Here is a 24,424-nt window from a genome sequence, read left to right as displayed (position 1 = left end):
CTATCGCTTGATGTTGGTGGTTTCCTGCAGCATCTCGTCGACGGTCTGGATGACCTTCGCGTTCGAGGAATAGGCGCGCTGCGTCGTGATCAGGTTCGTCAGCTCCGCCGCGACATCGGTCGTGGAACCCTCGCGCGCGAAGCCCTGCACCGTTCCGGTCGGCCCGGTACCGGCATCCCACAGGTAGAACGACCCGGAGCTTTGCGACATCTGGTAGGTCTGGTCCGAGAGAGAAACGAGCCCGTTCGGGTTTGGCACGTCCACCAGCGGAATCTGGTAGATCCGCTTGATAAAGCCGGTGTCGTAGGTCGCCATGATGTACCCGGACTCGTCCACCTCGACCGCCGTAAGGTTGCCTACCGGCGAGCCGTCCTTGGTGATCGAGACGGGCGCGAAGCTGTCCGACAGTTGCGTCAGCCCGGTCTGGTCGCCCAGCTTGCCGATCATCATCGACAGCGGGCCACCGCCAACGGTCAGTGCCAGTTCGCCCGTTGTGGCATCATAGGCGCCGCCCGAAACCGTGGTGACCGAGGCGAGCGTGCCGCCCGAGCCCCGGCTATCATCGAAGGTGAGCGTGTACTCTCCGATGATCGCGCCGTCCTGAGCGGAATCGCGGATCACCATGGTCCATTCGTTGGAACTGCCCGAGGTGGGCACGGTCGGCGTGAAGGTGATGTCGAGCGATTCCGATGTGCCGAGGTTCCCAAAGTATTCGACCGAAAGCGGCAGGGCATCGCCGGAAGCGCCAGTAGCCGTCTCGGTTGCTGGCAGGTTGACACCCATCTTGATGGATGTGGTCGGGTCACCCGAAGTTTGGTTCGCATTGATGACAACGGGCTGCAGACCGGTCTGCGAATCGCGCGGCATGACCGGGATCGTGCCGTCGGCATTGGCCGGCCACCCCAGAAGAACCAGTCCGGTCTCGGTACGCAGGACGCCGTCGGCATCCGTCCGGAAGGCCCCGGTGCGAGTCAGTGTCAGGGGCTGGTCACCGACGGCCGTTCCAAGCCCGGTGTCGCGCATCACCGGCAGCATTCCACGGCCGGAAATCGCGAGGTCGAGCGCGTTCGACGTGCCGATGAGCGAGCCCCGCTCCTCGATAAGTCGGCTGGTGGTCGCCCGCACGCCGCCCGCCGAATAGACCCCGGCGCCGCGTGCATCGTTGATGACCATGCTGGAAAAATCGGCCTGCGCACGTTTGTAGCCGTAGGTGCCCGAATTGGCGATGTTGTCAGAAATTGTCGCAAGGCGCGTGGCATTGGCAAAGAGACCGGCCACACCCGCGCTGAGGGAAGAGGAAATCGTCATCGAGGGCGCCTTTCTGCTGCATCGATTCCCGATGCGGCGACCCTGCGCCCTCACATCTAAGATTCTCCTAACGGTGTCAGGTGTCCTTCCGCAGAAGAATGACCTCGATCCGGTTGTTTCGCAGCGCAGTCGGATCAGCGGTGGCGGGCTTGCGGTCGGCATGGCCCACAACCCTTTCGAACCGCCCATCGTCAAGCCCTGCGGCGGTGATCAGTTTGTGAACCGCCTGCGCCCGTCGCGAGGACAGGTCCCAGACCGGGCTTTCAGCCAGGGGTACCGGATAGGCCCGCACATGCCCTGCGACGGCAACCTTGTTCGTCGCACTGGCCAGAACATCCGAAAGAACGTCGGCCAGGGCCTCGGTCAGGGGCGTGGCATCGGCCGTATCGCCCTGAAACAGCGGCGCACCGGGCAGATCGTACAGTTCGATGACCAGTCCCTCATCTGTGACCCGGGTCACGACATGGCGCAGCAGGCGCTGCATGGTCATGCTTTCCCCGGAACGTCCGGCCAGTGCCTTCTCGACCTCGGCGATGACACGCAGATCCTCGGCGCTGGCTTGCCTGGGTCCGCCGGCGGCGTCACCCCTGGCCTGCCTGTCCTCGGTGGGCAGCGATGCCGAAGCCCCGGTGCCGTTCTGTGCATAGGTCTGCTCTGACAGCACCGAATCCCCGAAAAAGGCCCCGTCGCCCCCGCCAGAGATGCGGTTGATCGGCACCGTGGGGTTGAAGTAATCCGCGATCCCCTTGCGCTGTTTCTCCGTTGTCGCGTTCAGCAGCCACATCAGCATGAAGAAGGCCATCATCGCCGTAACGAAGTCAGCATAGGCAACCTTCCACGCCCCCCCGTGGTGGCCGCCGCCGACGATGACCTTCTTGCGCTTGATGATGACTGGCGCGGCATTCGCCTGCCCTGCCATCCCGTCACCCATGTTTCACACCCGGGGAGGAGCCTAGCAGGTCGGGCTTTACACCGCGTTAACCCGGTGATTTTGTGTGATTTTCCACAATGATGACACAACCCACCCCTTCGACATCGGAACACAAGGCCCCCGGCCCCGTGCCGGCCTTGCGGCTCGCGGCCTGCAACAGCGTCTCGGCCAGGCTGCGCGTGTTGCGCCGGTAGGCGTCTTCCCCCAGCCCGGCCGAACCCGAGGCCGCCAGCCAGTCCACCCGCGCCTGAAACGCCTGTCGCGCAAAGTCCAGCGCCGCATCGGTGCGGTCGGTCAGGATCAGGAACCCCGCCGTCTCGGCCGCGACGAAGCCCGGATCTATGATCGAGGCCGGGTTAGCCCTTGCGTGGTCGATGGCCGCTGTCGCCGCCGCGATCAGCGCGTCGGTGTCCATCTCCTCGACCGCACCGACATTGGCATCCGTCAGGGTCTGTACATAGAACTCGGAGAGAAGCGCATAGTCCTCCATCCCCTCGACCCGCGCCCTCGCCGCCATTGCCGTCAATTCGGCGACGGCACGCTCGGGCTTGCCCAGTCTCGTCGCCAGTGAACTGCGCAGATAGGCCGTGGTAAAGGATGACGGCCCCGTCGGGGTCATGCGGCCGGCCATGTCGGCCATGCGCCCGGCCAACAGCAGATAGTCCTGATCGTCGCCGCCCACGTCCATCAGGGTGCGCGCCAGCCAGATCATCAGGTCGGTCAGCTGTTCTTCGGCCCCCTCGACCTTCACGAAGAAGACGGGCACCTCCAGCTCGTCCCAGCCTGGTTCGAAGGCAAGGCTCGCCGCCTGCAACAACGCATCCAGCGCCTCTTCCTTGCGGCCCATGCCATACAGCGCCCGCCCCGTCATCCGCATGGCATCGGCATTGCTGAGGAACACCTCCCCCTGCGGCAGGCCCGAATTGACCGGCAGCATTGCCTGTGCGGCGAGGGTCAGGGCGCGCGCATAATCTCCGTCGTCCAGCGCCGCGGCCGCATCCTTGCGCGACCGTTCGGCCAGTGCCATGGGCGACACACCGCTTTCCTTGGTGGTCGCCCCGGCCTCCCAGGACGCGATTTCGCGCAGGTAGTCGTCTGCCACCTGATCGCCCATGCCCGCGCGCAGCAACGGCTCGGCCATCCGCCCCACGGCCGCCGCCTCCTCCATCCTCCCCAGATCGGCCAGCGCATAGCTGCGCGAGGTGTTCAGGATCGCGATCACATCCTGCGCGTCGGCGGCATTCGGTGCCACAACCGCCAGGCCCTCCTCGGCCAGCATCAGCGCATAGGCCGGGTTCTCGCGCACGTTGCGCACCGTATCTGCCATCACCGCAAAGACGATGCCCCAGTCGGGTGACAGATCCCCCGCATTGCGCGCAGCTTGCAAACCCTGGGCCAACACCTCGTAAGCGCCGTCAAAATCCTCTGCGGCGGACAGGCTCACCGCCTTGTCAAGGATGTCGTTCGGATCCGGCAACTCGGTCGCCGTCACGGGCAGCGCAAGCAACAGCCACAGCGCAAGCCCCCGGATCATCCGCCGTCCCCCACCAGCACGAAGGGCGCCCAGGCAGAAGGCGCGGCCAGGCTCGGGTCGCGCGGATCCTCCATCAGCCCCAGCATGGCCAGACGCAGGGCCTGCGCCTTGGTCTCGGCACGCCCCTCGGTCAGCGCCCGGAACGTATCGGTCGTCAGCCGCGCCGCCGCGTCATCGCGAACGGGCCAGTGCGACACCAGGATCGACCGCGCCCCTGCAAACAGGAAGGCGCGCGCCAAACCGGAAAGCCCCTCTGCCCCCGGCCCGTCGCCTCCTGCGGTGTTGCAGGCCGACAGCAGCACCCAGTCGGCCGACAGCGTCAGGCTTGAGATCTCCGATGCCGTCAGCAACCCGTCATCGGCCCTCGACGGCCGGTCCGGCGGCGACATCACCAGCGCGGGTTCGGTCAGCCCTTCCAGCTCGCCCGAAAGCAGCCCATGCGTGGCAAAGGCCAGCACGCGGGCGCTTTTCAGGTCCATCGACTTCACTGCCCCCTCCGAGGCCGTCGGCCCCAACCGCACGTCGCTTTCCGGCGCGCCAAGGGTTGCCGCAATCGTCAGAAGCTCGGTCCGCGTCTGCGGCAGCGGCGGCAGCGCGCGAAGCTGCGTCACATCCGCCATGCCCGAGCGCATGACCCCCGCCCCGCGCGACAGGGCCGCCAGCGTCGTGCCACCTTCAAGCGCCGGGTCACCGAAGCCCAGGAACTCGCGCGGCGAGCTTGGCAGCGGCGGAAGCGACCGGATCAGCCGCAACGAATCCACCGATGGCAGCGTCACCAGCGCATGATCGCGGATCAGCCATTTCGTCGCCCGCAAGGCTGCCGGGTCATCGTCCTCGCCAACCGGCGGCTCGGTCACGAGTACCGAAAACGGAAGGCTCGTCAGCGGCCCATCCGTCACCACATAAAGGGTACCAGCCGGGCCGATCACCGGCTCCAACGGCCGCAAAAGATAGCCATAAAGCCGCTCGGCCAGATCACGTCGAAAGCCGGTTCTGCCCGAAGCTGGCGCTTCGGCATCGTCCAGGGCCGCCGCACCGCGGGTCACGGCCGATGGATCAAGCCCCAGCCGCAACTCGCTGACCACCTGGTCCAGCAAGGGCTGCCCGGCCGCCACCGAAAGCCAGCCCGCCCGCTGCTTCGAGATCGCCCAGACAAAGGTCGTCTCCTCGCCGGTGAAGGTCAGCACAAGCGCCTCGTCGGGGCGCAGCACCGCCTGCACATCTGCAACCGACAAGGCCGCCGGCTTGGTCAGGGCCGAGAAGTCGGGATACTCCGCGGCGATCCGCCGGTCCAATGCCGCGATCTGCGCCGCCAGTTCGTCGCCCTCGCCAGCCAGCGCCACCCGGTCAGCACTGGGGGCCATCAGGCTGGTCTGCACCCGCCGATACCGGTCCTGCAGCGCCTGGCGCTCTTTCACCAGGCCTGCCAGGACGCCATCGCCCGCCGCCTCTCGAACCGAAATCTGCCGCAGCGCCGCCCCGGCCTGCGAGGTGCTGGCCACCTGCGCCGCCACGAAGGCCTCTGACATCAGATCATCCTGCACGGGCTCTTGTGCCGCAACAACGGCGGGCACCAGCCAGAACAAAAGGACCTGAATCAAATGCCGGAACCGCATGGCGACATGGTGCCGAACCGCGCGGCGCCGATCAAGCCTCCTGACCGTCCACAAGTCGCAACGCCACGGGAAGGCCGATCTGGGCATAGTCCGACTGGAAGCGCAGCGCCGTTTCACGCGGCAGACCCCGCTCGACCGGCACGGGCCGCAGGGCCGAGGCGCGACCGATCTCGCCCAAGCTCAACCCGGTGCGCGGGCCGAGAAAGTCGGCTGCCTCCCGCGGGCTCAGCCGCCCACACCCCACCAGCATCAGGTCAAACCGCTGGAAGGCGCGATCCAGTGCCGCCTGACCATGGCGCCGCTCCAGCCACCGCGCCATGCGTGCATCCAGCGCGGCGGCTCGTGCACCGGTCACGGCACAACCGGCCAGTCCAAGGACGCGCAGGTCGGCTGCCAGGACAAGCGAAACCGGCCCGAACAGGTCATAGACAGCAGCCTTGCCGTCCGAAACCTCTACATCCACGTCCCGCCGGTCGCGGCAGGCCGCCTGCCAATCCAGCGCCTGCGCCCTCGGCAGGTCGCGGAACAGCACCCCACCCGGCAGGCGCAGCCGGCGGCCCAGCCTCTCGGCCTTCTGCCCGGTCAACTCGGCCAGCCAGCCGGCCAGCCGTTCGGCGCGCGCACCGGGCCGCGGCAGGAAGGCCAGCGAAAGCCGCAAGGGCGCGTCCGGTATGACCACGTCCAGGCCAAAGGCCCGGGCCAGCGCGGCGACCCGCTCGGGCCGGACCCGTGACTCCGGAAAAAAGGCGCCCGTCCCGTCCTGGGTCATTTGGACATCGGCGGGGGACAAGCCGAGCCCTCGGGCAAGGACGGGCGCCAGGTCGCCTGCGAAGGAACAGGGAGCAGTGAACCGCAGGCAGAGCGAGTTGACGATGTTCGGTTCCAGTGACATTTCAGCATGATCCCATGAACGGCGTCCAACTTGCCGCTACCCTGCCTGTTTCCTCGCAACAGCGCCGTGAATCCTCCGTCAATGCGCTTCACGCTTCGCGAAAAGGTCACGGCATTCATTCACGCTTGCGGTGCATCGCATGACAGGCGACCATCGCCCTGTTTCGGAGACCCGCCTTGACCATCGACCCGCGCTTCGCCGTCTATCACCTGCCATCCGACGCGGATTTCTTTGCCTTTTCATCAGCTTGGCTTGGCTGGGATGCCGTGGCCGGAACCGAACCGCCCGCGCCTGACCTTCCGCCGCTTCCGCTGCCGCGCGCGCAGATCACGGACGAACCCCGGCGCTACGGCTTTCACGCAACGCTCAAGGCTCCGTTCCGGCTTGCCCCCGGCACCACCGCCGAAGCCTTGGACGCGGCCCTTGCCGTCCTGGCCACGCGGCTCGCGCCCGTCACGCTCACCGGCCTCGCGCTCACGCCCGTCGGCAGATTCCTCGCGCTTACCCCGGCCGACCCATCGGACGCGCTGCAAGACCTGGCCGCCCGCTGCGTGGCCGACCTCGACCGCTTCCGCGCGCCGCTCACCCCGGAAGACATCGCGCGCCGCCGCCCGGACCGGCTCACACCAAACCAGCGCCGGCTGCTCGACCTCTGGGGCTACCCCTACGTGATGGACGAGTTTCGCTTCCACATGACACTGACGGGCCCGCTCGATCCCGAACCCGCCGCCGCCGTCGCTGCCATCCTAGAGCCGCACCTGGCCGCTCTGGCACCCAGGCCCTACCGGATCGACGCGCTCTGCCTTGTGGCCGAAGGACCGGACAACCGCTTTCGTCTGGTCAGTCGCCACCTGCTCACAGCCAGCCCCGCCACTTGAAATAGGCCCAGGTCCCTGCTGCCGAGGCGAACATCAGAACCAACGCCACCGGATAACCCCAGGCCTCCGCCAGTTCCGGCATGAACTGGAAGTTCATGCCATAGACCGACGCAATCAGCGTCGGAGGCAGGAATAGCACCGCCACCACCGACACGATCCGCACTGTGGCGTTCTGGCTGAGGTTGATCATGCCAAGTGTGGTGTCGGTCGCCAGACCTACCCGCGCCGACAGGAAATCCGCATGGACCTCCAACGCCTGCACATCGCGGTTCAGGCCCTTCAACATGGCCTTCATCGTGTGGTCCTGCTTCGAGTCGCCCAGTTGCAGCGCATGGAACCCCAGCATCCGCTGGATCGTCAACAAGGCCAACCGCACGCGCGAGATGCGCTCGCCCTCCATGCCCACACGTGCAAGCGCCGCTTCCAGCAGCGGGCCGCGCAGTGCCGCGCGCGCGTCGGTCGCCGTCCGTGTCACTTCGTCCAGCCCGTGCCCCGCTGTCTCCAGGTGGTCGGCCAGCCGCCCCACCACCTCGTCCACCAGTCCCAGGAACAGCCGGTCCGGCCCGCCGCAGCCGACGGGCGTCTTCTCCGCACGAGGTGGAAAGGTCTCGAACGGCCGCGGCGCGTGAAAGCGCACCGTCACCATCCGCGCCGGCCCAAGGATAAAGCACACCGGACCCGACACCTGCTCGCCGTCCGGCGTCACACCCGGCAGCACCACGGTCATGAAGTCGTAGCCGCCCTCGTGGTACAACCGGCTCGAAAGCTCGATCTCTTCCATGTCCTCGCGCTTGGGCACCAACAGACCCAGTGCCTGCACTGCCGCGACCTGCGCCGGCAGCGGCCGCCAGAGGTCGATCCAGACGGCCTCGTCCAGCGCCTCTCCCGGCGCCATCTTCTCCAGCCGGCCGGATGCCACCCTATAGGCGCTCAGCATCGTTCCCGATCTCCGCGGTTTTCTCCTGCCTAGCCGTCCCCCGCCCGTCCGGCAAGCACCCCGCACTGTCATAGCCGCGTTGCAGCCGCGGGTTACCCTCAAAACAACGATTCATGCGAGCAGCCAACAAATGATCCACCCGCTGCCCCCGATCCGGCTCACCGGCGCAGACGTTCTGCGCGACGGTCAGCTCCAGCGCCGCTCGGTCGCCATCGCCGAGGGCCGGATCACGCGCGGCCCGTTGCCCGAAGTCGATCTTTCGGGGTACCTCGTCCTGCCCGGCCTCATCGACCTTCATGCCGGCGGACCGGACCCCGAGCCCACGGACCTTTCTGCCGCCGCCGCCGGCATCACCACCGCCTGCCTCACGCTCGATTGGCGCTGGCCCAACGGTCCCGACGACGCGATGGCGGTCGAGGCCCGCCTTCGCCGCGCTGCGGCCTATCGGCTGGCCATGCGCACGGACCTGCGCCTGCATGTCGATGTCGAGATGCACCTCTTCGACCAGGCCGATCTGCTGGTCGAAGCCGTACGTCGCAATCGCATCAGCCTTGTGACCTTCACCAACGGCCTCATCGCCGCGCTCGAAGCCGCCGACGCGCCAGGCCAGTTCGAGGCTTTTGCTCAAGACCTGGGCCATGACGCGATCGGCCTTGCCAGCCTGATCTCTGCCACGGAACGCCGCCGCGGCGAGCTGCCGCGCCACCTCTGCTCGCTGGCTGAATCCTTCGACGATTTGGGGGTAATCTATGCCACCCGCGCCGACCCCGATGGGGAAGCGCGCGAACGCCACTCCATGATCGGCGCACGGCTGGCGATGTTCCCCGCCAGCCGCCGCGCCGCCGCCGCCGCCCGGGCCATGATGTGCCCCGTGGTGCTCTCCGCGCCCGGCATCCTCGCCGGGTCGCTGCACAGCGTTCTGGCTTCCGCGGGGCTTGTCACGGCCCTTGCCTCGGACGGCAACCACCAGGCCCTCGCCGCTGCGGCCTTCAGTCTTTCCGACCGGGGCATCATGCCCTTCGCCGCCGCCTGGGCGCTCGTTTCCTCCGGCCCTGCCGAAATCCTGCGCCTGCCCGACCGCGGCCGGATCGAGCCCGGCCAGCGCGCCGACCTCGCCATCGTCCGCGCCGAAACCCGCCGGGTGGAGGCGACGATATCGCGCGGCAGGCTCATCCACGCCGAAGGCGGGGCCGCACGGCTCTTCTCGCCGATCCTGCACCCGCGCCTCGCGGCCGAGTGACTCACCCGAACAGCCGCGCCGCCTCTTCGGGGGAATAGCGCCCCAGACGCACATCCTCGGCCACCAAAGCCGGATCGCGCGCCGCCGGGTCGCCATAGCCGCCGCCACCCGGCGTGCGCACCCGCACCCGGTCGCCGGGGCGCAACTCCACGTCCTGCGCCTTTGACAGATGCGGCGGCACCCAGGTCTCGCCGTCGCGCAGCACCTCGACCCGGTTCACCGCGCCATCCCCGCCGCCAAGCACACCCTGAGGCCCCACCCGTCCGTGATCCATCACGAAAGAGGCGCGCGCATTGCCACGCAGAAGCTCGATCTCGTAATCCAGCCCGAAGCCGCCGCGATGTTGCCCCGCCCCGCCTGAGCCTTCATGCAGCGCATAGCGCCGGTACAGCACCGGGAACTTCTGCTCCATGATCTCGACCGGCGGCGCCTTGGAAATGCCGATGGTCGAACAGCCGTTCGACAACCCGTCGTGGTCGACGTTGCCGCCGTAACCGCCGCCCGAGATTTGGTACATGACATACCCTGCACCGGTCTCCGGATCCGTGCCACCCAGCCCGAAGTTGCCCGACGTGCCCGCGGGCGCCGCCGTCACGCGGTCGGGGATCGCCTGCACCAGCGCCGCGAACACGGCCTCCGCAATGCGCTGGCTTACCTCCGCCGCGCACCCGCTGACCGGGCGGGGATAGTGGGCATCCAGGAACGTCCCCTCGATCCCCCGCACCTCCAGCGGCTCGAAGGCCCCCGCGCTCAGTGGCACATCGGGGAAGATGTGCCGCACCGCCAGGTAAACCGACGACAGCGTGGTGGCGCGGACCGAGTTCATCGGCCCCATGCAGGGCATTGAAGACCCCGCGAAATCGAAGACCAGAACCTCGCCCGTCCGCGTCACCGACAGGTTTATGAACAGGGGTTCATTCACCACCCCGTCGCTGTCCACCACAGCCTGCGCGCGGTAGGTCCCCTCGGGGATCAGCCCGATCATTGCCCGCATCTGCCGCGCCGCGATGCCCCGCATCGCCGCGATGGCCTCTTCCACCACGCCTTCGCCATAGCGGTCCATCAACCCGTTCAGCCGCGCCTCGCCCACCAAGAGCGCCGAGGCCTGCGCCTTTACATCGCCGATGCGCTGTTCGCTGACGCGGATGTTCGACCGGATGATCGCCCAGATCTCCTGGTCCAGCACGCCCTTCTTGAACAGCTTCACCGGCGGCAGGCGGAGCCCCTCCTGTTCCGCACTGATGGCAGAGGCCGAAAAGCCCCCCGGCACCGCCCCCCCGGTATCCGGCCAATGCCCGGTGTTCGACAGCCAGCAGAAGATGCGCCCGCCCCGGAACACCGGCATGGCAAAGCGCACGTCCATCAGATGCGTGCCGCCCAGATAGGGGTCGTTGACGATGTAGATATCCCCCGGCTCCGGCGCCGCCGTCTCACCCGTGGCGATCCGTTCGACGATATGGCGCGTAGAAAACTGCATTGTGCCAACAAAAACCGGCAACCCGCGCGAGCCTTGCGCGATCAGCGACCCATCAACGGCGGAATAGATGCCATCCGACCGGTCGTCGGCCTCGGCGATCACCGGCGAAAAGGCGGCGCGCGAGAAGGTCAGGTCCATCTCGTCGCAGACCTGCTGCAACCCGGCATGGATGACGGCAAGGGTGACGGGGTCGATCATGGCCGCACCCTCCCCAAGTCGCGCAAGCCCCCCTCCCCCAACCCCTCCCCACAAGGGGGAGGGGAGGCGAGAAGCGTCGACCGTCGAGGGGCACGGCAAGGACGTCGCGGCCCCCTCCCCCCTTGTGGGGGAGAGATGGGGTGGGGGGGCACCGACAGCAATTCAAGGGGCAGACCGATCATACCCCCACCTCCACGATCAGGTTCCCGTCCACATCTCCCGTCACCCGGCAGCCCGGTTCCACCACCAGCGTGGTGTCCATCTGTTCCACGATCATCGGCCCTTCATTGGACCAGTCTAACGGAAGATGGTCCCGCCAATAAACCGGCACCTCCTGCCAGCCGCCGAACCACACCCGCCGCATTTCCGTGGGATCCGCCACCCGCTTCCGCCCCTCCGGATCAATCAGCCGGCTCAGGTCCATCTCTGGCCGCTCACCGACAACGCTCGTGTTCAGGTTCACCAGCGCCGCCCGGATCTCCGGCAACTCCACCTTGAATCGCGCCCAATAGGCCGCCTCGAACAGAGCCTGCAGGTCCTCCCGCGAGGGCGTCCCGGACGGGAGCGCCACCCGCAACAGATGCGTCTGTCCCAGAAACTGCATATCCGCCGACCGCTCGACCCGCACCCCCTTCAGCGCCACACGCTCGGCCCCGATCAGCCGCCGCCCTTCGGCCTCCTGCGCAGCCAGCACCTCATGCACCGCGCCGATGTCCAGCCCGTCCAGCCCCCGGTTCAGCGTGCGCACGAAGTCATGCCGCAGGTCCGCCACCACGCAGCCCAAGGCATTGGTCAGCCCCGGCCGCGCCGGCACCAGCACTTTCGGCACGGCCAGTTCCCGCGCCAGCGCCACCGCGTGCAGGGGCCCCGCGCCCCCAAAGGCGAACAGCGCGAAATCCCGCGGGTCCGCGCCCAGCGAGATCGACACCATCCGCACCGCCCCCGCCATATGCGTATTGGCGATCCGCACCACCGCCTCGGCCGCCTCTTCCACGCCAAGGCCTAGAGGCGCCCCGATCTGTTCCGCCATCGCCGCCCGCGCCGCCTCGGCCGCAACCCCGAACCGCGCCGCCGGAAGGCGCCCCAAGATCAGGTTCGCATCCGACAGCGTGACCTGCGTGCCGCCGCGACCGTAACAGACCGGCCCCGGATAGGACCCGGCGCTTTCCGGCCCGACCCGCAGCATGCCCCCGGCATCCACGCGCGCTATCGACCCGCCACCCGCGCCGACGGTCCGCACATCCACCATCGGCACATGGATCGGCATGGCATATTCCACCTCGATCTCGTTCGACACCGGCGCCACGCCGCCCCGGATCATCGCCACGTCGGTCGATGTGCCGCCCATGTCATAGGTCAGCAAGTCCGGCATCCCGGCCCGCCGCCCCGTCGCCACCGCCGCCATCACGCCAGAGGCCGGCCCCGACATCACTGTCTTCACCGCCTCGCGCGACACCGCTCCCGCCGTCACCATGCCGCCATTGCCGTTCATCACCAAGAGGTCACGGCCATAGCCGCGGGCGGAAAGCTCCCCCGCCAGCCGCCCGACATAGCGCTCCAGCAAGGGCTGCACCGCCGCGTTGACCGCCGCCGTGACGCCCCGCTCGAACTCGCGGCTCTCCGACAGCAAGGCATGCCCGCAGGTCACGTGGCGATTGGGCCAGACTTCCGCCGCGATCTCCGCCGCGCGCAGCTCATGCGCCGGATTGGCATAGGCATGCAGGAAATGGATCACCAGGCTCTCGCAGCCCGCCTCGATCAGCCGCGCCAGCTCCGCCCGCAGCGCGCGCTCGTCCAAAGCCGTCACCACGCGCCCCCGCGCATCCATGCGCTCGGGCACCTCCAGCCGCAAATCGCGCGGGATCACCGGCACGAAGCGCCCGGTCATGCCATAGGCTTGCGGCCGCGTCCGCCGGCCCAGTTCCAGCACGTCGCGGAAGCCTTCGGTCGTCACCATCCCGGTGCGCGACAGCTTGCGCTCCAGCACCGCGTTGGTGGTCGTTGTGGTGCCATGCACGATCAGGTTCAGCGCGGACAAATCCACCCCCGCCGCCTCGAAGGCCGCCAGCACCCCGCCCGACTGGTCGGGCAGAGAGGTCGGCACCTTGGCAAGCTCCACCGCCCCCGTCGCAGGGTCCAGCACGATCAGGTCGGTGAACGTGCCGCCCACATCCACCCCGGCGACAAGCCCCTTCACCGCAATCCGTCCTCGCCCTTGATCTGCCAGACCTCCAGCCCGCCCATGCGCGAATGCACCCGCGGCCCCTTAGCCATGGCAAGCACCAGCACGATCTCGCCCGCCCGCGGGCCATCGGGCACCGAAACGGTCAGCGCATCGAAATGGCTGCGCACATAGGCAGCGTTGATATGGCCCAAAGGCACATCCAGCGTCGCCCCCATGCCCCCGACCTTCATCGCCGAAGGCACGATGGCCCGGCTTTCCCCCAGCCGCTCGCGCATGGAGTAGCCCCCCGGCACATGCCAGATCGCGCCATGTTCGGCCTCGCCGCCCTCGCCGACGATGGCGCCCTTGCCGTAGCCGTCGATCCCCTCGCGCCCGCCCAAAGCCGCGATCAGCCGGTCGGTCATCTCCAGCCCAAGGGGCTTCAGCACCTCCATCGCGCCCTGCAACTCCGGCTCATGACGCCCGGCGAAGGGATTGCGCACCACTGCCACAACTGCTCCGCGCAGCCGAGGCACCGCCGCGACCGGCCCACCTTCGTGCCGGATCTCCTCGACCTGCACGACCATCTTCCTCACGCCGAAATCCATGCACCCGCCCTTTCCGAAACCGCCATTCGTCCCACCGTCACCATCTCGCCCTGCAAGACCAGCGCCGCCCCCAGGATCAGCCCGCGGTCCACCAGGCGCCGGGCAGAACACGCTCCCCGCCCCAGCGCCTCCGCCACTTCGCCCGCGCTGAGGCGCCCCACATCCACCGTCACGAGCCGTTGCCCCAGGTCGCTGTCCGCCTTCACCGCCACTGCCGGAACCCGCGTCACGGCCGGATGCCCGGGCAGATCCACCGCATTGGCCACCATCGTCGCCGCCGCATCCGCCTCGGCACCCGTTCGCGCCAGCACCGTGACCGCATCGGCGATCCCCAGCGACTGGCTGCGCCCCCGCCAACCCGAGGTCGCCACGCCGCCCACCCCGTCCCCAGCGTGCAGAACGACGGTCCCGCCCGTGGCCATCGCCACGTCGAACCGCGAACCAGGGCCAAGATGCAGCGCAATGTCGCCGCCATTGTTCACATAGGCCCGGTCCAGTGGCCCGGTAGCCCGCATCGCCACCAGCACGGCATCGGCCACCGCTCCCGCAACTGCCGCCATCGGCGTGATGAACGCGGGCCGATACGGTGCCACCGCCGCCGCCATCGCTCGCGCCACCGCGCCCTCGACCGGCACCCCGTCGCCCGACCGCAACGCCGGCAGCTCCGCCACCAGCGCCTCCAGCATCCCGTCGAACCGCGCCAGCGCAGCGCGATAGGCCGCAGCCGCCGCCGGCCCCTCGGCCCGGATCACCAGGTCGATCGGCCCCCGGTTCAGATGCAGCCGCCCGCCCGAAATCCAGCCTGCCTGCACACCTGCTTCTGCTTTGCTCAAATGCTCTCGGGGGGAAGCCTGACGGGCCTCTGGCCCGGCAGGCGCAGGGGGACTGAGGCCCCCCGTTACTGCGACGCCCGCCGTCATATCCCGTCGCTCCGCCAGGGCTCGACCCGGGCCGCCGTCGCATATTCCCCGCCCTCGTCCTGCACCTGGTGCAGCGAGCGGATCGCACCGACATGACCGCCCAGTGCCTCGTATTCCGTGCGACTCAGGGTGAACTCCAGCGGCGCCACCAGCGCCGGGGTCGGCACATAACCGAAAGCGCCCTTCGGCAGCGCCGTCACATCCACCATGAAGGTGATGCCGCCCCCCGGCCAGACAAAGCATTCCGCCCCGCCCGAGGTCAGGCGCGTAATCCCTTCCTGCACCGACCGGGTCAGCCGCACCGGGTTCCGCGTGACCCCCGCGCGCAACGACCCGCCCGCGCCGCCCACGAACATCACCGTGCAGAGCGAAGGCTCGCAATTCTCCTCGATCAGGGCCACTGTGGCACGCAGGCTTTCGGGCATCGGCTGCGCCGCGGGCCTCAAGCCCTCGTCCAGCACATAGAACCCTGAATCCTCGCCCGTGGTCGACACCATCAACAGCGTCAGCCCCGGCCGCGCGCCCTTGCCCGGCAGCCAGTCGCCCAGAATCTCCAGCGGGTCGGTCAGCTTCGTTCCGCCCCAGCCCAGACCCGGCTCCGACACGCGGAAGTACCGCCCCGGCGTGGACCGGTGGCCCTTGATGCGGATCCCGGTCGGCTTCCAGCCGATCACCTTGCCCGCCTGATGTTCGCTGACGACGCCGGTGATGTGGTCGTCCACCACAACCACCTCGTCCACCAGCCCCTGCCACTGCGCCGCGAACATGCCGATGGTGGCGGACCCGCAGCCCACCCGCATCTTGCGCTCGCGCAGGCCGTCCACCACCGGCGGCTGGCCGGCCTGAGCCACGACGGTGGACCCGCCGTCGATCGTCAGGCTCACCGCCTCGCCGTTGCACAAGGCCAGCATGGCGGCACAGGTCACGCGGCCCTCGGCCTTGGTGCCTCCGGTCAGGTGATGCACCCCGCCAATCGACAGCATCTGGCTGCCATATTCCGCCGTGGTCACATGGCCGACAGGCTCGCCGTCAACCCGCACCGCCGCACCCTCGGGGCCAAGGTAGCGGTCGGTGTCGATCTTCACCTTCACGCCGCAATAGGAAAAGATCGCCTCGGTAACGACCGTCACCATGTCGGCGCCCCCGACTTCAGACCCCACGATGAAGGGCGCGGGCTTGAAATCCGGGTAGGTCGTGCCAGACCCGATGCCCGTCACCACGGTATCCGCCGGAAAGGCCTCTCCCTCCCAGTCGCGCATGGCAAAGGGCACTAGCCGGTCCCCTTTCTCCAGAGCATGGGACAGCATCACCACCGGATCGGTGCGCACGATGCGCCCGTTGTCATTGGCATATCGGTCGCAGGCCCCGGTCTGGCCGGGCGCGATGTAGCACATCACCGGACAGGCATCGCAGCGGATCTTCTCGGTCATGGCCTGACTCCACGGAACGAGTCTTCTGCGAAAACTCGGAAACACGATCCTTCGCGTTCTCGCAGAAAACGCACCACCGTCATCGCCCCGCCTCCCGCATCGCCGCCAGCACCCGGTGCGGCAGCGCCGGAAGCCGCGTGACCTCTGCCCCCGTCGCATCGCGGATCGCGTTCAGGATCGCCGGCGCGGTCGGGATCAGCACATGTTCCCCCAGCCCCTTGGCACCGTAGGGCCCCTCAGGGTCGGGCACCTCGACGATCAGGCTTTCGACCGGCGGCACATCGCCCGTGGTCGGGATCAGGTAGTCGTGCAGGTTCTCGGTCCGCCCGGCAATGTATTCCTCCATCAGCGCCAGCCCAATGCCCTGCGCGATCCCGCCCTCGATCTGCCCTTCGGCCAGCGTCGGGTTGATCGCGCGCCCCAGGTCATGCGCCGCAGTGATCTTCAGCAGCTTCACCGTGCCGAGCTGCGGGTCCACCGCCAGTTCCACCATCTGCGCCCCATAACCATAGACCGCATAGGGAGACCCCTGCCCGTCCGCGTCCAGCGCCACCGTCGGCGGATCATAGCTTTCCTCAGCCGACAGGGCATAGCCGAAGCCATCCACCGGCAGCCCCGCCAGCGCGATCTCCCGCACCGTGCCGCCCTCGCTCACCCGCACCATGCCGCCGCCAAAGCCGATCCGCGCGCCTTCACCGGCATTGGCCAGCCGCAGAACCGTCGCCCGCAGGCTTCGCCCCGCCGCCTCGGCCGCCCGCCCTGTCACGAAGGTCTGCCGGCTGGCCGAGGTCTTGCCCGCATCCGGCGTCAGCGCCGTGTCCGGCCCCACCAACCGCAAGGATCCCACCGGCACGCCCAAGGCCTCCGCCGCGATCTGGGCGATCACCGTGTTCGACCCCTGCCCGATGTCGGTGGCGCCCTGGTGCAGCACCACCTCGCCCGCCCCGGTCACGCCGATCCGGATGGTGGACGGGTTGGGCAGCGCCGTATTCCCGCAACCATACCAGCAGGAGGCCACGCCCACCCCGCGCCCCGGCACCCCCGCCGCCTCCGTCCGCGCCCGCAGCCAGTGCGGCTTCAGCGCCCTCAGGCAAGCCTCGATCCCCACGGCCCGCATCACTTGCCCCGTGGCGCTTGCCTGCCCGTCGCGCAGCGCATTGCGCAGCCGGAACTCAAGCCGGTCGATCCCCGCCGCATCCGCCAACCGGTCGTACAAGGTCTCCTGCCAGATCGCCGCCTGCGGCACGCCAAAGCCGCGGAAGGCCCCGGCCACCGGCCCATGCGTATGCACCGCCCGCGCCCGCGCACTGACAGCGGGCGTAAAGTACGGCCCGGTCACATGCACCGGCACCCGGTTCGCCACCGTCGGCCCCCAGCTCGCATAGGCCCCGGTGTTGAACACCCCCTCGACCTCCAGCCCGGTCACCAGACCAGACGCATCGCAGCCGATCCGCCCCCGCAACCGCGCCGGATGCCGCTTGGTCGTGGACGCCATGCTCTCGCCCCGGGAATAAACCATCCGGCACGGCCGCCCGGTCTTCAGCGTCACCAGCCCGATCAGCGGCTGCAAGCTCACGTCCAGCTTCGACCCGAAGCCGCCCCCCACGGCGGAAGGGACGATCCGAACCCGCTCCGGCGCCAGCCCCAACACCGTCGCTGTGTCGTCCCGGTCCATCACCGGCGCCTGGGTGCAGGCACGGATGCAGAGGATATCCCCCTCCATCCAGGCGGCCCCCGCCTCGGGCTCGATATAGGCATGCTCCACGAACGCCGTCTCGACCGCACCTTCCACCACGAAGGCCGATGCCGCCAGCGCGGTGCCCGCATCGCCCTTGCGCACGCGGCCCTCGATCAGCAGGTTGCCTGGCCGCCCCGGATGCAGCGTCGCCCCCGCCTCGGCCTCCACCGGGTCCAGCAGCGCCGGCAAGGGCGCCCAATCGACGGGAAACCCGTCCAGCGATGCCGCCGCCCCCGGCTCGAACGCCACCAAGGCCACCGCCTCGCCCCGGAACCGCGCGGGGCTTTCCGCCAAAGCCGGCTGGTCGGCAAAGGGCGGGATCACGCCAAAGGCATTGCGCCCCGGAATATCCGCCGCCGTGAACACCCCCGCCACGCCGCGCCCTTCGGCCCAGCCCCGCCAGTCACCGATGACAAAGCCCGCATGAGCATGGGGCGAGCGCAGGGCCTTCACCACCAACGCCCCTTCCGGCACCACATCCGCGCCGAACAGGTCGCCCGCCACCTTCGCCGCCCCGTCCAGCCGCACCACGCGCTGCCCGACCGGCGCAGCCTCAGGCGCCGCCGGCACCGCCAGCCCGGACACATCGCACACCGCCGCGATGATCTTGCGGTATCCGGTGCAACGGCACAGCACCCCGCCCAGCGCCTCGGATGCCTCGGCCTCGGTGGGCGCCGGGTTCCGCGCCAGCAGCGCCGCCGCCGTCATCAGCATCCCCGGCGAACAGATGCCGCATTGCGCCGCGCCATGCCGCAGGAAGGCCGCGCGCAGCCGCGCCAGGTCCGGCGTCTCCGCCTCTACCGTCTGCACCTCGCGCCCTGCCACCCGCGCCACCGGGGTCAGGCAGGCACAGACCGGCGCGCCATCCACCAGCACGGTGCAGGCACCGCAATCCCCGGCATCGCAGCCCACCTTGGTGCCCTTCAGACCCAGATCCTCACGCAGCACCTCTGACAACCGCGCCACGGGCGCCGCCGACACCTCGCAGGACCGCCCGTTGACCGTCAGCAGCACGCCACCACCTCCACCACGGCCCGGCGCACCAGTTCCGCTGCCGCCTCGCGCCGATAGGCCGCCGTCGCCCGAATGTCGTCCAGCGGCGCCAGCGCCGACACGTCCACCGCGACCGAAGCCGCCTCTTCCAGCCGCAGCCCCTCCAGCGCCTGCTCCACCGCTGTCAGCCGGACAGCCACCGGCGAACAGGAACCCACGGCAACGCAGGCCTCGGCCACCCGCCCCTCGCGCGGAACGATCCGCACCGCCACCATCGCGATGGAAATCACAAGATGCGCCCGCGCTCCCAGCTTCAGGAACCGCGACACACCCGAACATCCTGCCGCGGGGACAATCACCGACACCAGCACCTCTCCGGGGTCAAGCGCCACCCGGCGCGGCCCCTTCAGGAACGCCTCCAACGGCAGCCGGCGCAGTCCGGAAGGCCCGGCAATCTCGACCTGCGCTGCCATGGCCAGCAGGGGCGGCACACCATCGGCGGCGGGCGAGGCGTTGCACAGATTGCCGCCCACCGTACCGGCGTTCTGGATCTGCCAGCCCCCCACAAGCCCCGCCGCCTGCTGCAGGGCCCGCGCCCCCGCGGGCAGGGCCGCGGCCGCCACCTCGGTCCAGCTTGCCGCAGCGCCGATGCGGATCTCGCGCGGACCGACGCGGATGCCCTGCATCTCGGCCACCGCCGAAAGATCGACGACCGGGCCGGAGAATCCCGCCGGATAAAGGTCGGTTCCGCCCGCCAGCGCGCGCCCGCCCAAGGCCAGCGCAGCCAAAGCCGCATCCAGTGTCTCGGGGCGCCGATAGCCCGCAGAGCTCATCCGACCAGCCTCACGTCATTCGCACACAAACAAACTTGAACCGGCAGCGCCCCGCCTGTCAACGCCCGGTTGCAGCATTTGCGTTGCATGTCCCAGCCGTGGGGACTATGCCCGAAGGGTGACCAGACAACACCCCTATATCCTCGACGATCAGGTCGGCTATCTCCTGCGTCGCGTGCAGCAGCGTCACCTTTCGCTGTTTTCCGCCGCGATTCCCCAGGTGACAACCACGCAATGGGCCGTGCTTGCCCGCCTGCATGAAATGGGCCCGCTGTCACAGAACCACCTCGGCCGCGAAACCGCGATGGACGCTGCCACCGTCAAAGGCGTGGTGGACCGTCTGATCCGCCTGAACCTGGTCTCCACCGCGCCCGACCCGGATGACCGCCGCCGCCTGACCGTCAGCCTCACCGAATCCGGCCGTGTCCTGTTCGAAGGCACCTGGCAAATGGCACTCACCGTCTCCGACGCGACGCTCAAGCCGCTGTCGCCGGAAGAACGCGAAACGCTGATGGCGCTGCTTCTCCGCCTGACCTGAGCCTTGCCAGTGCCTGCCGCAGGGCAAGGCCGACCTCGGACCGTCGCTTTTCCACAACCGCGTGCCGGACCCAACGTCCAGACTGGCGGCACGCCCCAGCGAGAAGCCCATGTCGAGCGACCCCCTTCTGCAACCCTACCAACTGAAACACCTGACGCTGCGCAACCGGATCATGACCACGAGTCACGAACCGGCCTATACCGAAGACGGGATGCCGAAGGATCGCTACCGGCTATACCATCTGGAACGGGCAAAGGCCGGCGTGGCCATGGTGATGACGGCCGGCTCTGCCTCGGTCAGCCGCGATTCCCCGCCCGCCTTCGGTAATGTCCTCGTCTGGAAGGACGAGGTCGTGCCGTGGATGAAACGCCTCGCCGACGATTGTCACGAAGCCGGCGCGGCGGTGATGATCCAGATCTCGCACCTCGGCCGCCGCACCCGCTGGGACAAGGGCGACTGGTTGCCCGTGGTGGCCCCCGGCCCGTCGCGCGAACCGGCCCACCGCGCCTTCCCCAAGATCATCGAAGACTGGGACATCGCCCGCATCATCGCCGATTACGCCGATGCCGCCGAACGGATGCAGGCCGCCGGGCTCGATGGCGTGGAATTCGAATGTTACGGCCATCTGATGGACCAGTTCATCAGCCAGCTGACCAACGGTATGCCAGAAGGCCCCTGGGACGCCTCCAGCCTCGACAACCGCCTGCGCTTCGCCACCCAGGTCCTGCAAGCCTGCCGCGACCGGGTCGGCCCGAACTTCCTCCTGGGCCTCCGCTACGTCGCCGACGAAGACGAGCCGGGCGGCATCCCGGTGGACGAAGGTGTGGAACTGGCCCGCCGCTTCCGCGACGCGGGTCTGGCCGATTTCGTCAACATCATCCGCGGCCGCATCCACACCGATGCAGCGCTGACCGGCGTGATCCCCATCCAGGGCATGCGCTCGGCCCCCCATCTCGACCTCGCCGGCCGCATCCGGGCCGAAGTCGGCCTGCCCACCTTCCACGCCGCCCGCATCCCCGATGTTGCCACCGCCCGCCACGCCGTGGCCGAAGGCATCCTCGACATGGTCGGCATGACCCGCGCCCACATGGCCGACCCCCATATCGTGCAAAAGGTGATCGAGGGCCGAGAGCACGACATCCGCCCCTGCGTCGGCGCAACCTACTGCCTCGACCGCATCTACCAGGGCGGCATGGCGCTCTGCATCCACAACCCCGCCACCGGGCGCGAGGCCGAGATGCCCCACAGCATCCCCCCCGCGCCGGTCGCCCGCAAAGTCGTCATCATCGGCACCGGCCCCGCCGGCCTGGAAGCCGCCCGCGTCGCCGCCGAACGCGGCCACGCCGTCACCGTGTTCGAGGTCGCAGACCGGCCCGGCGGCCAGGTCCGCCTCACCGCCCTGCAAAAGCGCCGGTCCGAGATGATCGGCATCATCGACTGGCGCATGGCCCAATGCACCGCCCGCGGCGTGGACTTCCGCTTCAACACCTGGGCCGAGGCCCCCGACATCCTCGCCCTCGACCCCGACGTGGTCATCGTCGCCACCGGCGGCCTGCCGCAGAAACCCCCGCTCACCGCAGGCGCCGACCTCACCGTCACCGCCTGGGACATCCTCTCCGGCGACGTGAAGCCGGGGCAGGACGTGCTGCTCTACGACGACGCCGGCGACCACTCCGCCCTGCAGGCCGCCCAGGTCCTCGCCGATGCCGGCGCCAGGGTCGAGGTCATGACCCCCGACCGCACCTTCGCGCCCGAGGTGATGGGCATGAACCTCGTCCCCTACATGCGCGCATTGCAAGACAAGGGCACCACCTTCACCGTCACCTGGCGCCTGCTCTCTGCCGCCCGCGACGGCAACCGCCTCACCGCCACCATCGGCACCGATTACTCCAGCTTCACCCGCCAGCAGTCCCACGACCAGATCGTCGTCAACCACGGCACAGAACCCAACGCCGGCCTCTACTTCGACCTCAAGCCGCTGTCGCTCAACCTCGGCGCCGTGGACTACACCGCCCTCATCGAGGGCAAACCCCAGACCCTCACCGGCGGCCCGGGCCGCTTCCGGCTCTACCGCATCGGCGATGCCGTGGAATCCCGCAACACCCATGCCGCCATCTACGACGCGCTCCGCCTGATGAAAGACATCTGAGCCCGCGCCAAGACAGGAGATCCCGATGTTCGACGCCATCCTCATCGAAAAGGCCGAAACCGGCCAGACCGCCAGCCTCACTGCCGTCGATGAAAGCCGCCTGCCCGAAGGCGATGTCACGGTAGACGTCGCCTGGTCCACGCTGAACTACAAGGACGCGCTTGCCATCACCGGCGCCTCGCCGGTGGTGCGCGAGTTTCCGATGATCCCCGGCATCGACTTCGCGGGCACCGTCTCGGCCAGCGACAACCCCGCCTTCAAGCCCGGCGACCGCGTGGTCCTGAATGGCTGGGGCGTGGGCGAGAAACACTGGGGCGGCCTTGGTGGCAAGGCGCGCGTCAAGGGCGACTGGCTCATCCCGCTCCCCCAGGGCCTCACCGCCCGGCAGGCCATGGCCATCGGCACCGCAGGCTACACCGCCATGCTCTGCGTCCTCGCGCTGGAACGCCACGGCGTCACGCCCGAGAAGGGTGAAGTCGTCGTTACCGGCGCCTCGGGCGGCGTGGGCAGCGTCGCCGTCGCGCTCCTGGCGAAACTCGGCTACAGCGTCGCCGCTGTCACCGGCCGCGCGACCGAGGCCGACTACCTCACCAGCCTCGGCGCCGCCAGCATCGTCGATCGCGCCGAACTCACCGCGCCGGGCCGCCCGCTCGCCCGCGAGCGCTGGGCCGGCGGCATCGACGCCGTGGGCGGCATGGTGCTGGCCAATGTGCTGGCCGCCACGCGCTACCGCGGCACCGTGGCCGCCTGCGGCCTGGCCGGCGGCATGGACCTGCCCACCACCGTCGCCCCCTTCATCCTGCGCGGCGTCACCCTGGCCGGGGTGGAAAGCGTGATGTGCCCCAAACCCGAACGCCTGGAAGCCTGGTCGCGCCTCGCCCGGGATCTCGACCCTGCCAAACTCGAAGCGATGGCCGTGGAAGTCCCGCTCGCCGACGTGATCGACACCGCGCCGAAGTTCCTGAAGAACGAGGTGCGCGGCCGGCTCATCGTCCCGGTCAACCCCGCCCTCGCCTGATGCGCCTTTCGCAGGATCCCGGCTGGTCCGCCCTTCTGGCCGCCTTCGCGCAGGCCTGGGGCGCCAGCCCCGATGGCGGCAGCGCCGCCATCCGCGCCCATCTGGATGATGTGACCTCCCGGCTCGCCGCTGCGCAGGGGCGTGACCCCGCCTGCCTGCCCCGCCCGCCGGAACCCCTGCCGGTCACGGCGCAGCTTCCGGCGGCACTGCACGCCGGGCGCACCGGCCCCGCCGCGCCCGTCTCGCGGGCGCTGGCCGCCGTCGCCAGTCGCCTTACCTGGGAATGGGGCTACACCACCCTGCCCGAAGACCTCGCCCGCAGCTACGGCTACTGCGAAATCCTCGGCCCGCGCGGCCCGGTGCAGGACGACGGCCTGATCCTCGGCTTCGTCCTCTTCGCCCCCGGCACCTTCTACCCGCCCCATGCCCACCAGGGCATCTTCGAAAGCTATCTTTCGGTCGCAGGCCACTGGGCGCAGAACGATGGTGGCGTGGAACAGCCCGGCTCGCTGGTGTTCAACCCGCCTGGCACCCGGCATTTCATCACAACGGGCCACAACGGACCCTGCCTTCTGGCCTATGCCTGGGTCGGAGAATCGGCAAAGCTCGGCAATCCGGGCATGGTCCTCGACTGAAACCTCCCGAAAACCGCCTTTAGGTCATGCGCTTGATGCAGACCGGCCATGCAGTTGACGTATGGTCCGGTGTGTCATGGCGAAACCGGCCTGCCCGGCCCGTATCGGACTAACCCGTTGTCACAAAACCATAATATTTGGCAACGACCAGGAGGATACTGAACGCTCCCGTTCAGCCGCTAGAAGTGACCTCACGCTATTCAAGTCCCCCTCACAGTCAATTTCTGAACGTCGGCGTATATTTTCTCATTTACTGAACCGTGCCGTTCACTATCTTGGCTGTCATGGACGAACCGAAAGGGAAGCCAGCGAGATGAGATGCTGAAGCCTTCGAGCCCAACGCCCTGACGGGGGAGCGTGGGTCTCGCGAAGACCCACCCCCGCCAA

Annotated in this window: 19 protein-coding genes; 6 read left to right on the top strand and 13 right to left on the bottom strand. The window is 68.7% G+C overall.

The annotated features are described in order from the left end of the window. The 5 genes from JO391_RS19220 to JO391_RS19200 form a co-directional block, all read right to left on the bottom strand. Positions 1-1,308, bottom strand: coding sequence for a flagellar hook protein FlgE (locus JO391_RS19220; protein ID WP_220662010.1), 1,308 nt, complete (start codon positions 1,306-1,308; stop codon positions 1-3). Positions 1,309-1,384: 76 nt separating this feature from the next. Next, positions 1,385-2,227: a flagellar motor protein MotB gene (locus JO391_RS19215; protein ID WP_220664633.1), complete on the bottom strand. Its 843-nt coding sequence runs from the start codon at positions 2,225-2,227 to the stop codon at positions 1,385-1,387. 58 nt (positions 2,228-2,285) lie between these two features. Continuing rightward, positions 2,286-3,773, bottom strand: coding sequence for a hypothetical protein (locus JO391_RS19210; protein WP_220662009.1), 1,488 nt, complete (start codon positions 3,771-3,773; stop codon positions 2,286-2,288). After that, entirely contained in the window at positions 3,770-5,302 is a 1,533-nt protein-coding gene (locus JO391_RS19205; RefSeq protein ID WP_220662008.1) for a CHAT domain-containing protein, read from the bottom strand. Before JO391_RS19205 ends, JO391_RS19210 begins: the two co-directional genes overlap by 4 nt. Positions 5,303-5,420: 118 nt before the next feature. Beyond that, the gene (locus JO391_RS19200) at positions 5,421-6,281 is read right to left on the bottom strand and encodes a hypothetical protein (protein WP_220662007.1); all 861 of its coding nucleotides are present in this window, start codon (positions 6,279-6,281) and stop codon (positions 5,421-5,423) included. Positions 6,282-6,457: 176 nt separating this feature from the next. Here JO391_RS19200 and JO391_RS19195 point away from each other — a divergent pair, with 176 nt between their 5' ends. After that, the gene (locus JO391_RS19195) at positions 6,458-7,159 is read left to right on the top strand and encodes a DUF1045 domain-containing protein (RefSeq protein WP_220662006.1); all 702 of its coding nucleotides are present in this window, start codon (positions 6,458-6,460) and stop codon (positions 7,157-7,159) included. Here JO391_RS19195 and JO391_RS19190 read toward each other — a convergent pair. Then, a complete protein-coding gene (locus JO391_RS19190) occupies positions 7,137-8,096 on the bottom strand; it encodes a magnesium transporter CorA family protein (RefSeq protein WP_220662005.1) in 960 nt (319 codons plus the stop codon). The two genes, JO391_RS19195 and JO391_RS19190, sit on opposite strands and share 23 nt — an antisense overlap. A 130-nt stretch (positions 8,097-8,226) precedes the next feature. Here JO391_RS19190 and JO391_RS19185 point away from each other — a divergent pair, with 130 nt between their 5' ends. Beyond that, complete coding sequence (locus tag JO391_RS19185) at positions 8,227-9,336, top strand: amidohydrolase family protein (protein ID WP_220662004.1); 1,110 nt, start codon at positions 8,227-8,229, stop codon at positions 9,334-9,336. Between the two features lies 1 nt (position 9,337). On the opposite strand, the gene JO391_RS19180 is transcribed toward JO391_RS19185, so the two are convergent. From JO391_RS19180 to JO391_RS21630, 7 genes are all read right to left on the bottom strand, one after another. After that, positions 9,338-11,011 (bottom strand): hydantoinase B/oxoprolinase family protein, encoded by a 1,674-nt coding sequence (locus tag JO391_RS19180; RefSeq protein WP_220662003.1) that lies wholly within the window; start codon positions 11,009-11,011, stop codon positions 9,338-9,340. Between the two features lie 178 nt (positions 11,012-11,189). Continuing rightward, positions 11,190-13,208 carry a hydantoinase/oxoprolinase family protein gene (locus tag JO391_RS19175; RefSeq protein WP_259444761.1) on the bottom strand — a complete coding sequence of 673 codons (2,019 nt, stop codon included), beginning with the start codon at positions 13,206-13,208 and terminating at the stop codon, positions 11,190-11,192. Beyond that, positions 13,205-13,762: an amino acid synthesis family protein gene (locus tag JO391_RS19170; protein ID WP_259444922.1), complete on the bottom strand. Its 558-nt coding sequence runs from the start codon at positions 13,760-13,762 to the stop codon at positions 13,205-13,207. The genes JO391_RS19175 and JO391_RS19170 overlap by 4 nt, the downstream gene beginning before the upstream one ends. Before the next feature lie 5 nt (positions 13,763-13,767). Continuing rightward, positions 13,768-14,616: a UPF0280 family protein gene (locus JO391_RS19165; protein WP_259444760.1), complete on the bottom strand. Its 849-nt coding sequence runs from the start codon at positions 14,614-14,616 to the stop codon at positions 13,768-13,770. A gap of 83 nt (positions 14,617-14,699) precedes the next feature. Next, positions 14,700-16,133, bottom strand: coding sequence for a 6-hydroxynicotinate reductase (locus JO391_RS19160; RefSeq protein ID WP_220662000.1), 1,434 nt, complete (start codon positions 16,131-16,133; stop codon positions 14,700-14,702). A 79-nt stretch (positions 16,134-16,212) separates the two neighbouring features. Then, positions 16,213-18,885 carry a molybdopterin-dependent oxidoreductase gene (locus JO391_RS19155; RefSeq protein WP_259444759.1) on the bottom strand — a complete coding sequence of 891 codons (2,673 nt, stop codon included), beginning with the start codon at positions 18,883-18,885 and terminating at the stop codon, positions 16,213-16,215. Further along, a complete protein-coding gene (locus tag JO391_RS21630) occupies positions 18,876-19,697 on the bottom strand; it encodes an FAD binding domain-containing protein (protein ID WP_259444758.1) in 822 nt (273 codons plus the stop codon). Before JO391_RS21630 ends, JO391_RS19155 begins: the two co-directional genes overlap by 10 nt. 118 nt (positions 19,698-19,815) lie before the next feature. On the opposite strand from JO391_RS21630, the gene JO391_RS19150 reads away from it, so the two are divergent. The 4 genes from JO391_RS19150 to JO391_RS19135 all read left to right on the top strand — a co-directional run bounded on the left by JO391_RS19150 (position 19,816) and on the right by JO391_RS19135 (position 24,037). Then, positions 19,816-20,235, top strand: a complete 420-nt coding sequence (locus JO391_RS19150; protein WP_220661998.1) for a MarR family winged helix-turn-helix transcriptional regulator — start codon at positions 19,816-19,818, stop codon at positions 20,233-20,235. A gap of 109 nt (positions 20,236-20,344) precedes the next feature. After that, a complete protein-coding gene (locus JO391_RS19145; RefSeq protein ID WP_220661997.1) occupies positions 20,345-22,384 on the top strand; it encodes an NADH:flavin oxidoreductase in 2,040 nt (679 codons plus the stop codon). 25 nt (positions 22,385-22,409) lie between these two features. Then, positions 22,410-23,402, top strand: a complete 993-nt coding sequence (gene acuI, locus JO391_RS19140) for an acrylyl-CoA reductase (NADPH) (RefSeq protein WP_220661996.1) — start codon at positions 22,410-22,412, stop codon at positions 23,400-23,402. Beyond that, the gene (locus JO391_RS19135) at positions 23,402-24,037 is read left to right on the top strand and encodes a dimethylsulfonioproprionate lyase family protein (RefSeq protein WP_220661995.1); all 636 of its coding nucleotides are present in this window, start codon (positions 23,402-23,404) and stop codon (positions 24,035-24,037) included. Before acuI ends, JO391_RS19135 begins: the two co-directional genes overlap by 1 nt. Positions 24,038-24,424: the final 387 nt, after the last annotated feature.

This window comes from Neotabrizicola shimadae, assembly GCF_019623905.1.
In the GTDB taxonomy this organism is placed as follows: Bacteria; Pseudomonadota; Alphaproteobacteria; order Rhodobacterales; family Rhodobacteraceae; genus Neotabrizicola; species Neotabrizicola shimadae.
This window is presented reverse-complemented; position numbering and strand designations above follow the sequence as displayed.

Bases quoted from the DNA above. Each gene is read 5' to 3' on its own strand.
- JO391_RS19170 (WP_259444922.1), bottom strand. From the start codon at position 13,762: ATGGTCGTGCAGGTCGAGGAGATCCGGCACGAAGGTGGGCCGGTCGCG.
- acuI (WP_220661996.1), top strand. From the start codon at position 22,410: ATGTTCGACGCCATCCTCATCGAAAAGGCCGAAACCGGCCAGACCGCC.
- JO391_RS19200 (WP_220662007.1), bottom strand. From the start codon at position 6,281: ATGTCACTGGAACCGAACATCGTCAACTCGCTCTGCCTGCGGTTCACT.
- JO391_RS19220 (WP_220662010.1), bottom strand. From the start codon at position 1,308: ATGACGATTTCCTCTTCCCTCAGCGCGGGTGTGGCCGGTCTCTTTGCC.
- JO391_RS19135 (WP_220661995.1), top strand. From the start codon at position 23,402: ATGCGCCTTTCGCAGGATCCCGGCTGGTCCGCCCTTCTGGCCGCCTTC.
- JO391_RS21630 (WP_259444758.1), bottom strand. From the start codon at position 19,697: ATGAGCTCTGCGGGCTATCGGCGCCCCGAGACACTGGATGCGGCTTTG.
- JO391_RS19205 (WP_220662008.1), bottom strand. From the start codon at position 5,302: ATGTCAGAGGCCTTCGTGGCGGCGCAGGTGGCCAGCACCTCGCAGGCC.
- JO391_RS19190 (WP_220662005.1), bottom strand. From the start codon at position 8,096: ATGCTGAGCGCCTATAGGGTGGCATCCGGCCGGCTGGAGAAGATGGCG.
- JO391_RS19180 (WP_220662003.1), bottom strand. From the start codon at position 11,011: ATGATCGACCCCGTCACCCTTGCCGTCATCCATGCCGGGTTGCAGCAG.
- JO391_RS19185 (WP_220662004.1), top strand. From the start codon at position 8,227: ATGATCCACCCGCTGCCCCCGATCCGGCTCACCGGCGCAGACGTTCTG.
- JO391_RS19160 (WP_220662000.1), bottom strand. From the start codon at position 16,133: ATGACCGAGAAGATCCGCTGCGATGCCTGTCCGGTGATGTGCTACATC.
- JO391_RS19210 (WP_220662009.1), bottom strand. From the start codon at position 3,773: ATGATCCGGGGGCTTGCGCTGTGGCTGTTGCTTGCGCTGCCCGTGACG.
- JO391_RS19215 (WP_220664633.1), bottom strand. From the start codon at position 2,227: ATGGCAGGGCAGGCGAATGCCGCGCCAGTCATCATCAAGCGCAAGAAG.
- JO391_RS19145 (WP_220661997.1), top strand. From the start codon at position 20,345: ATGTCGAGCGACCCCCTTCTGCAACCCTACCAACTGAAACACCTGACG.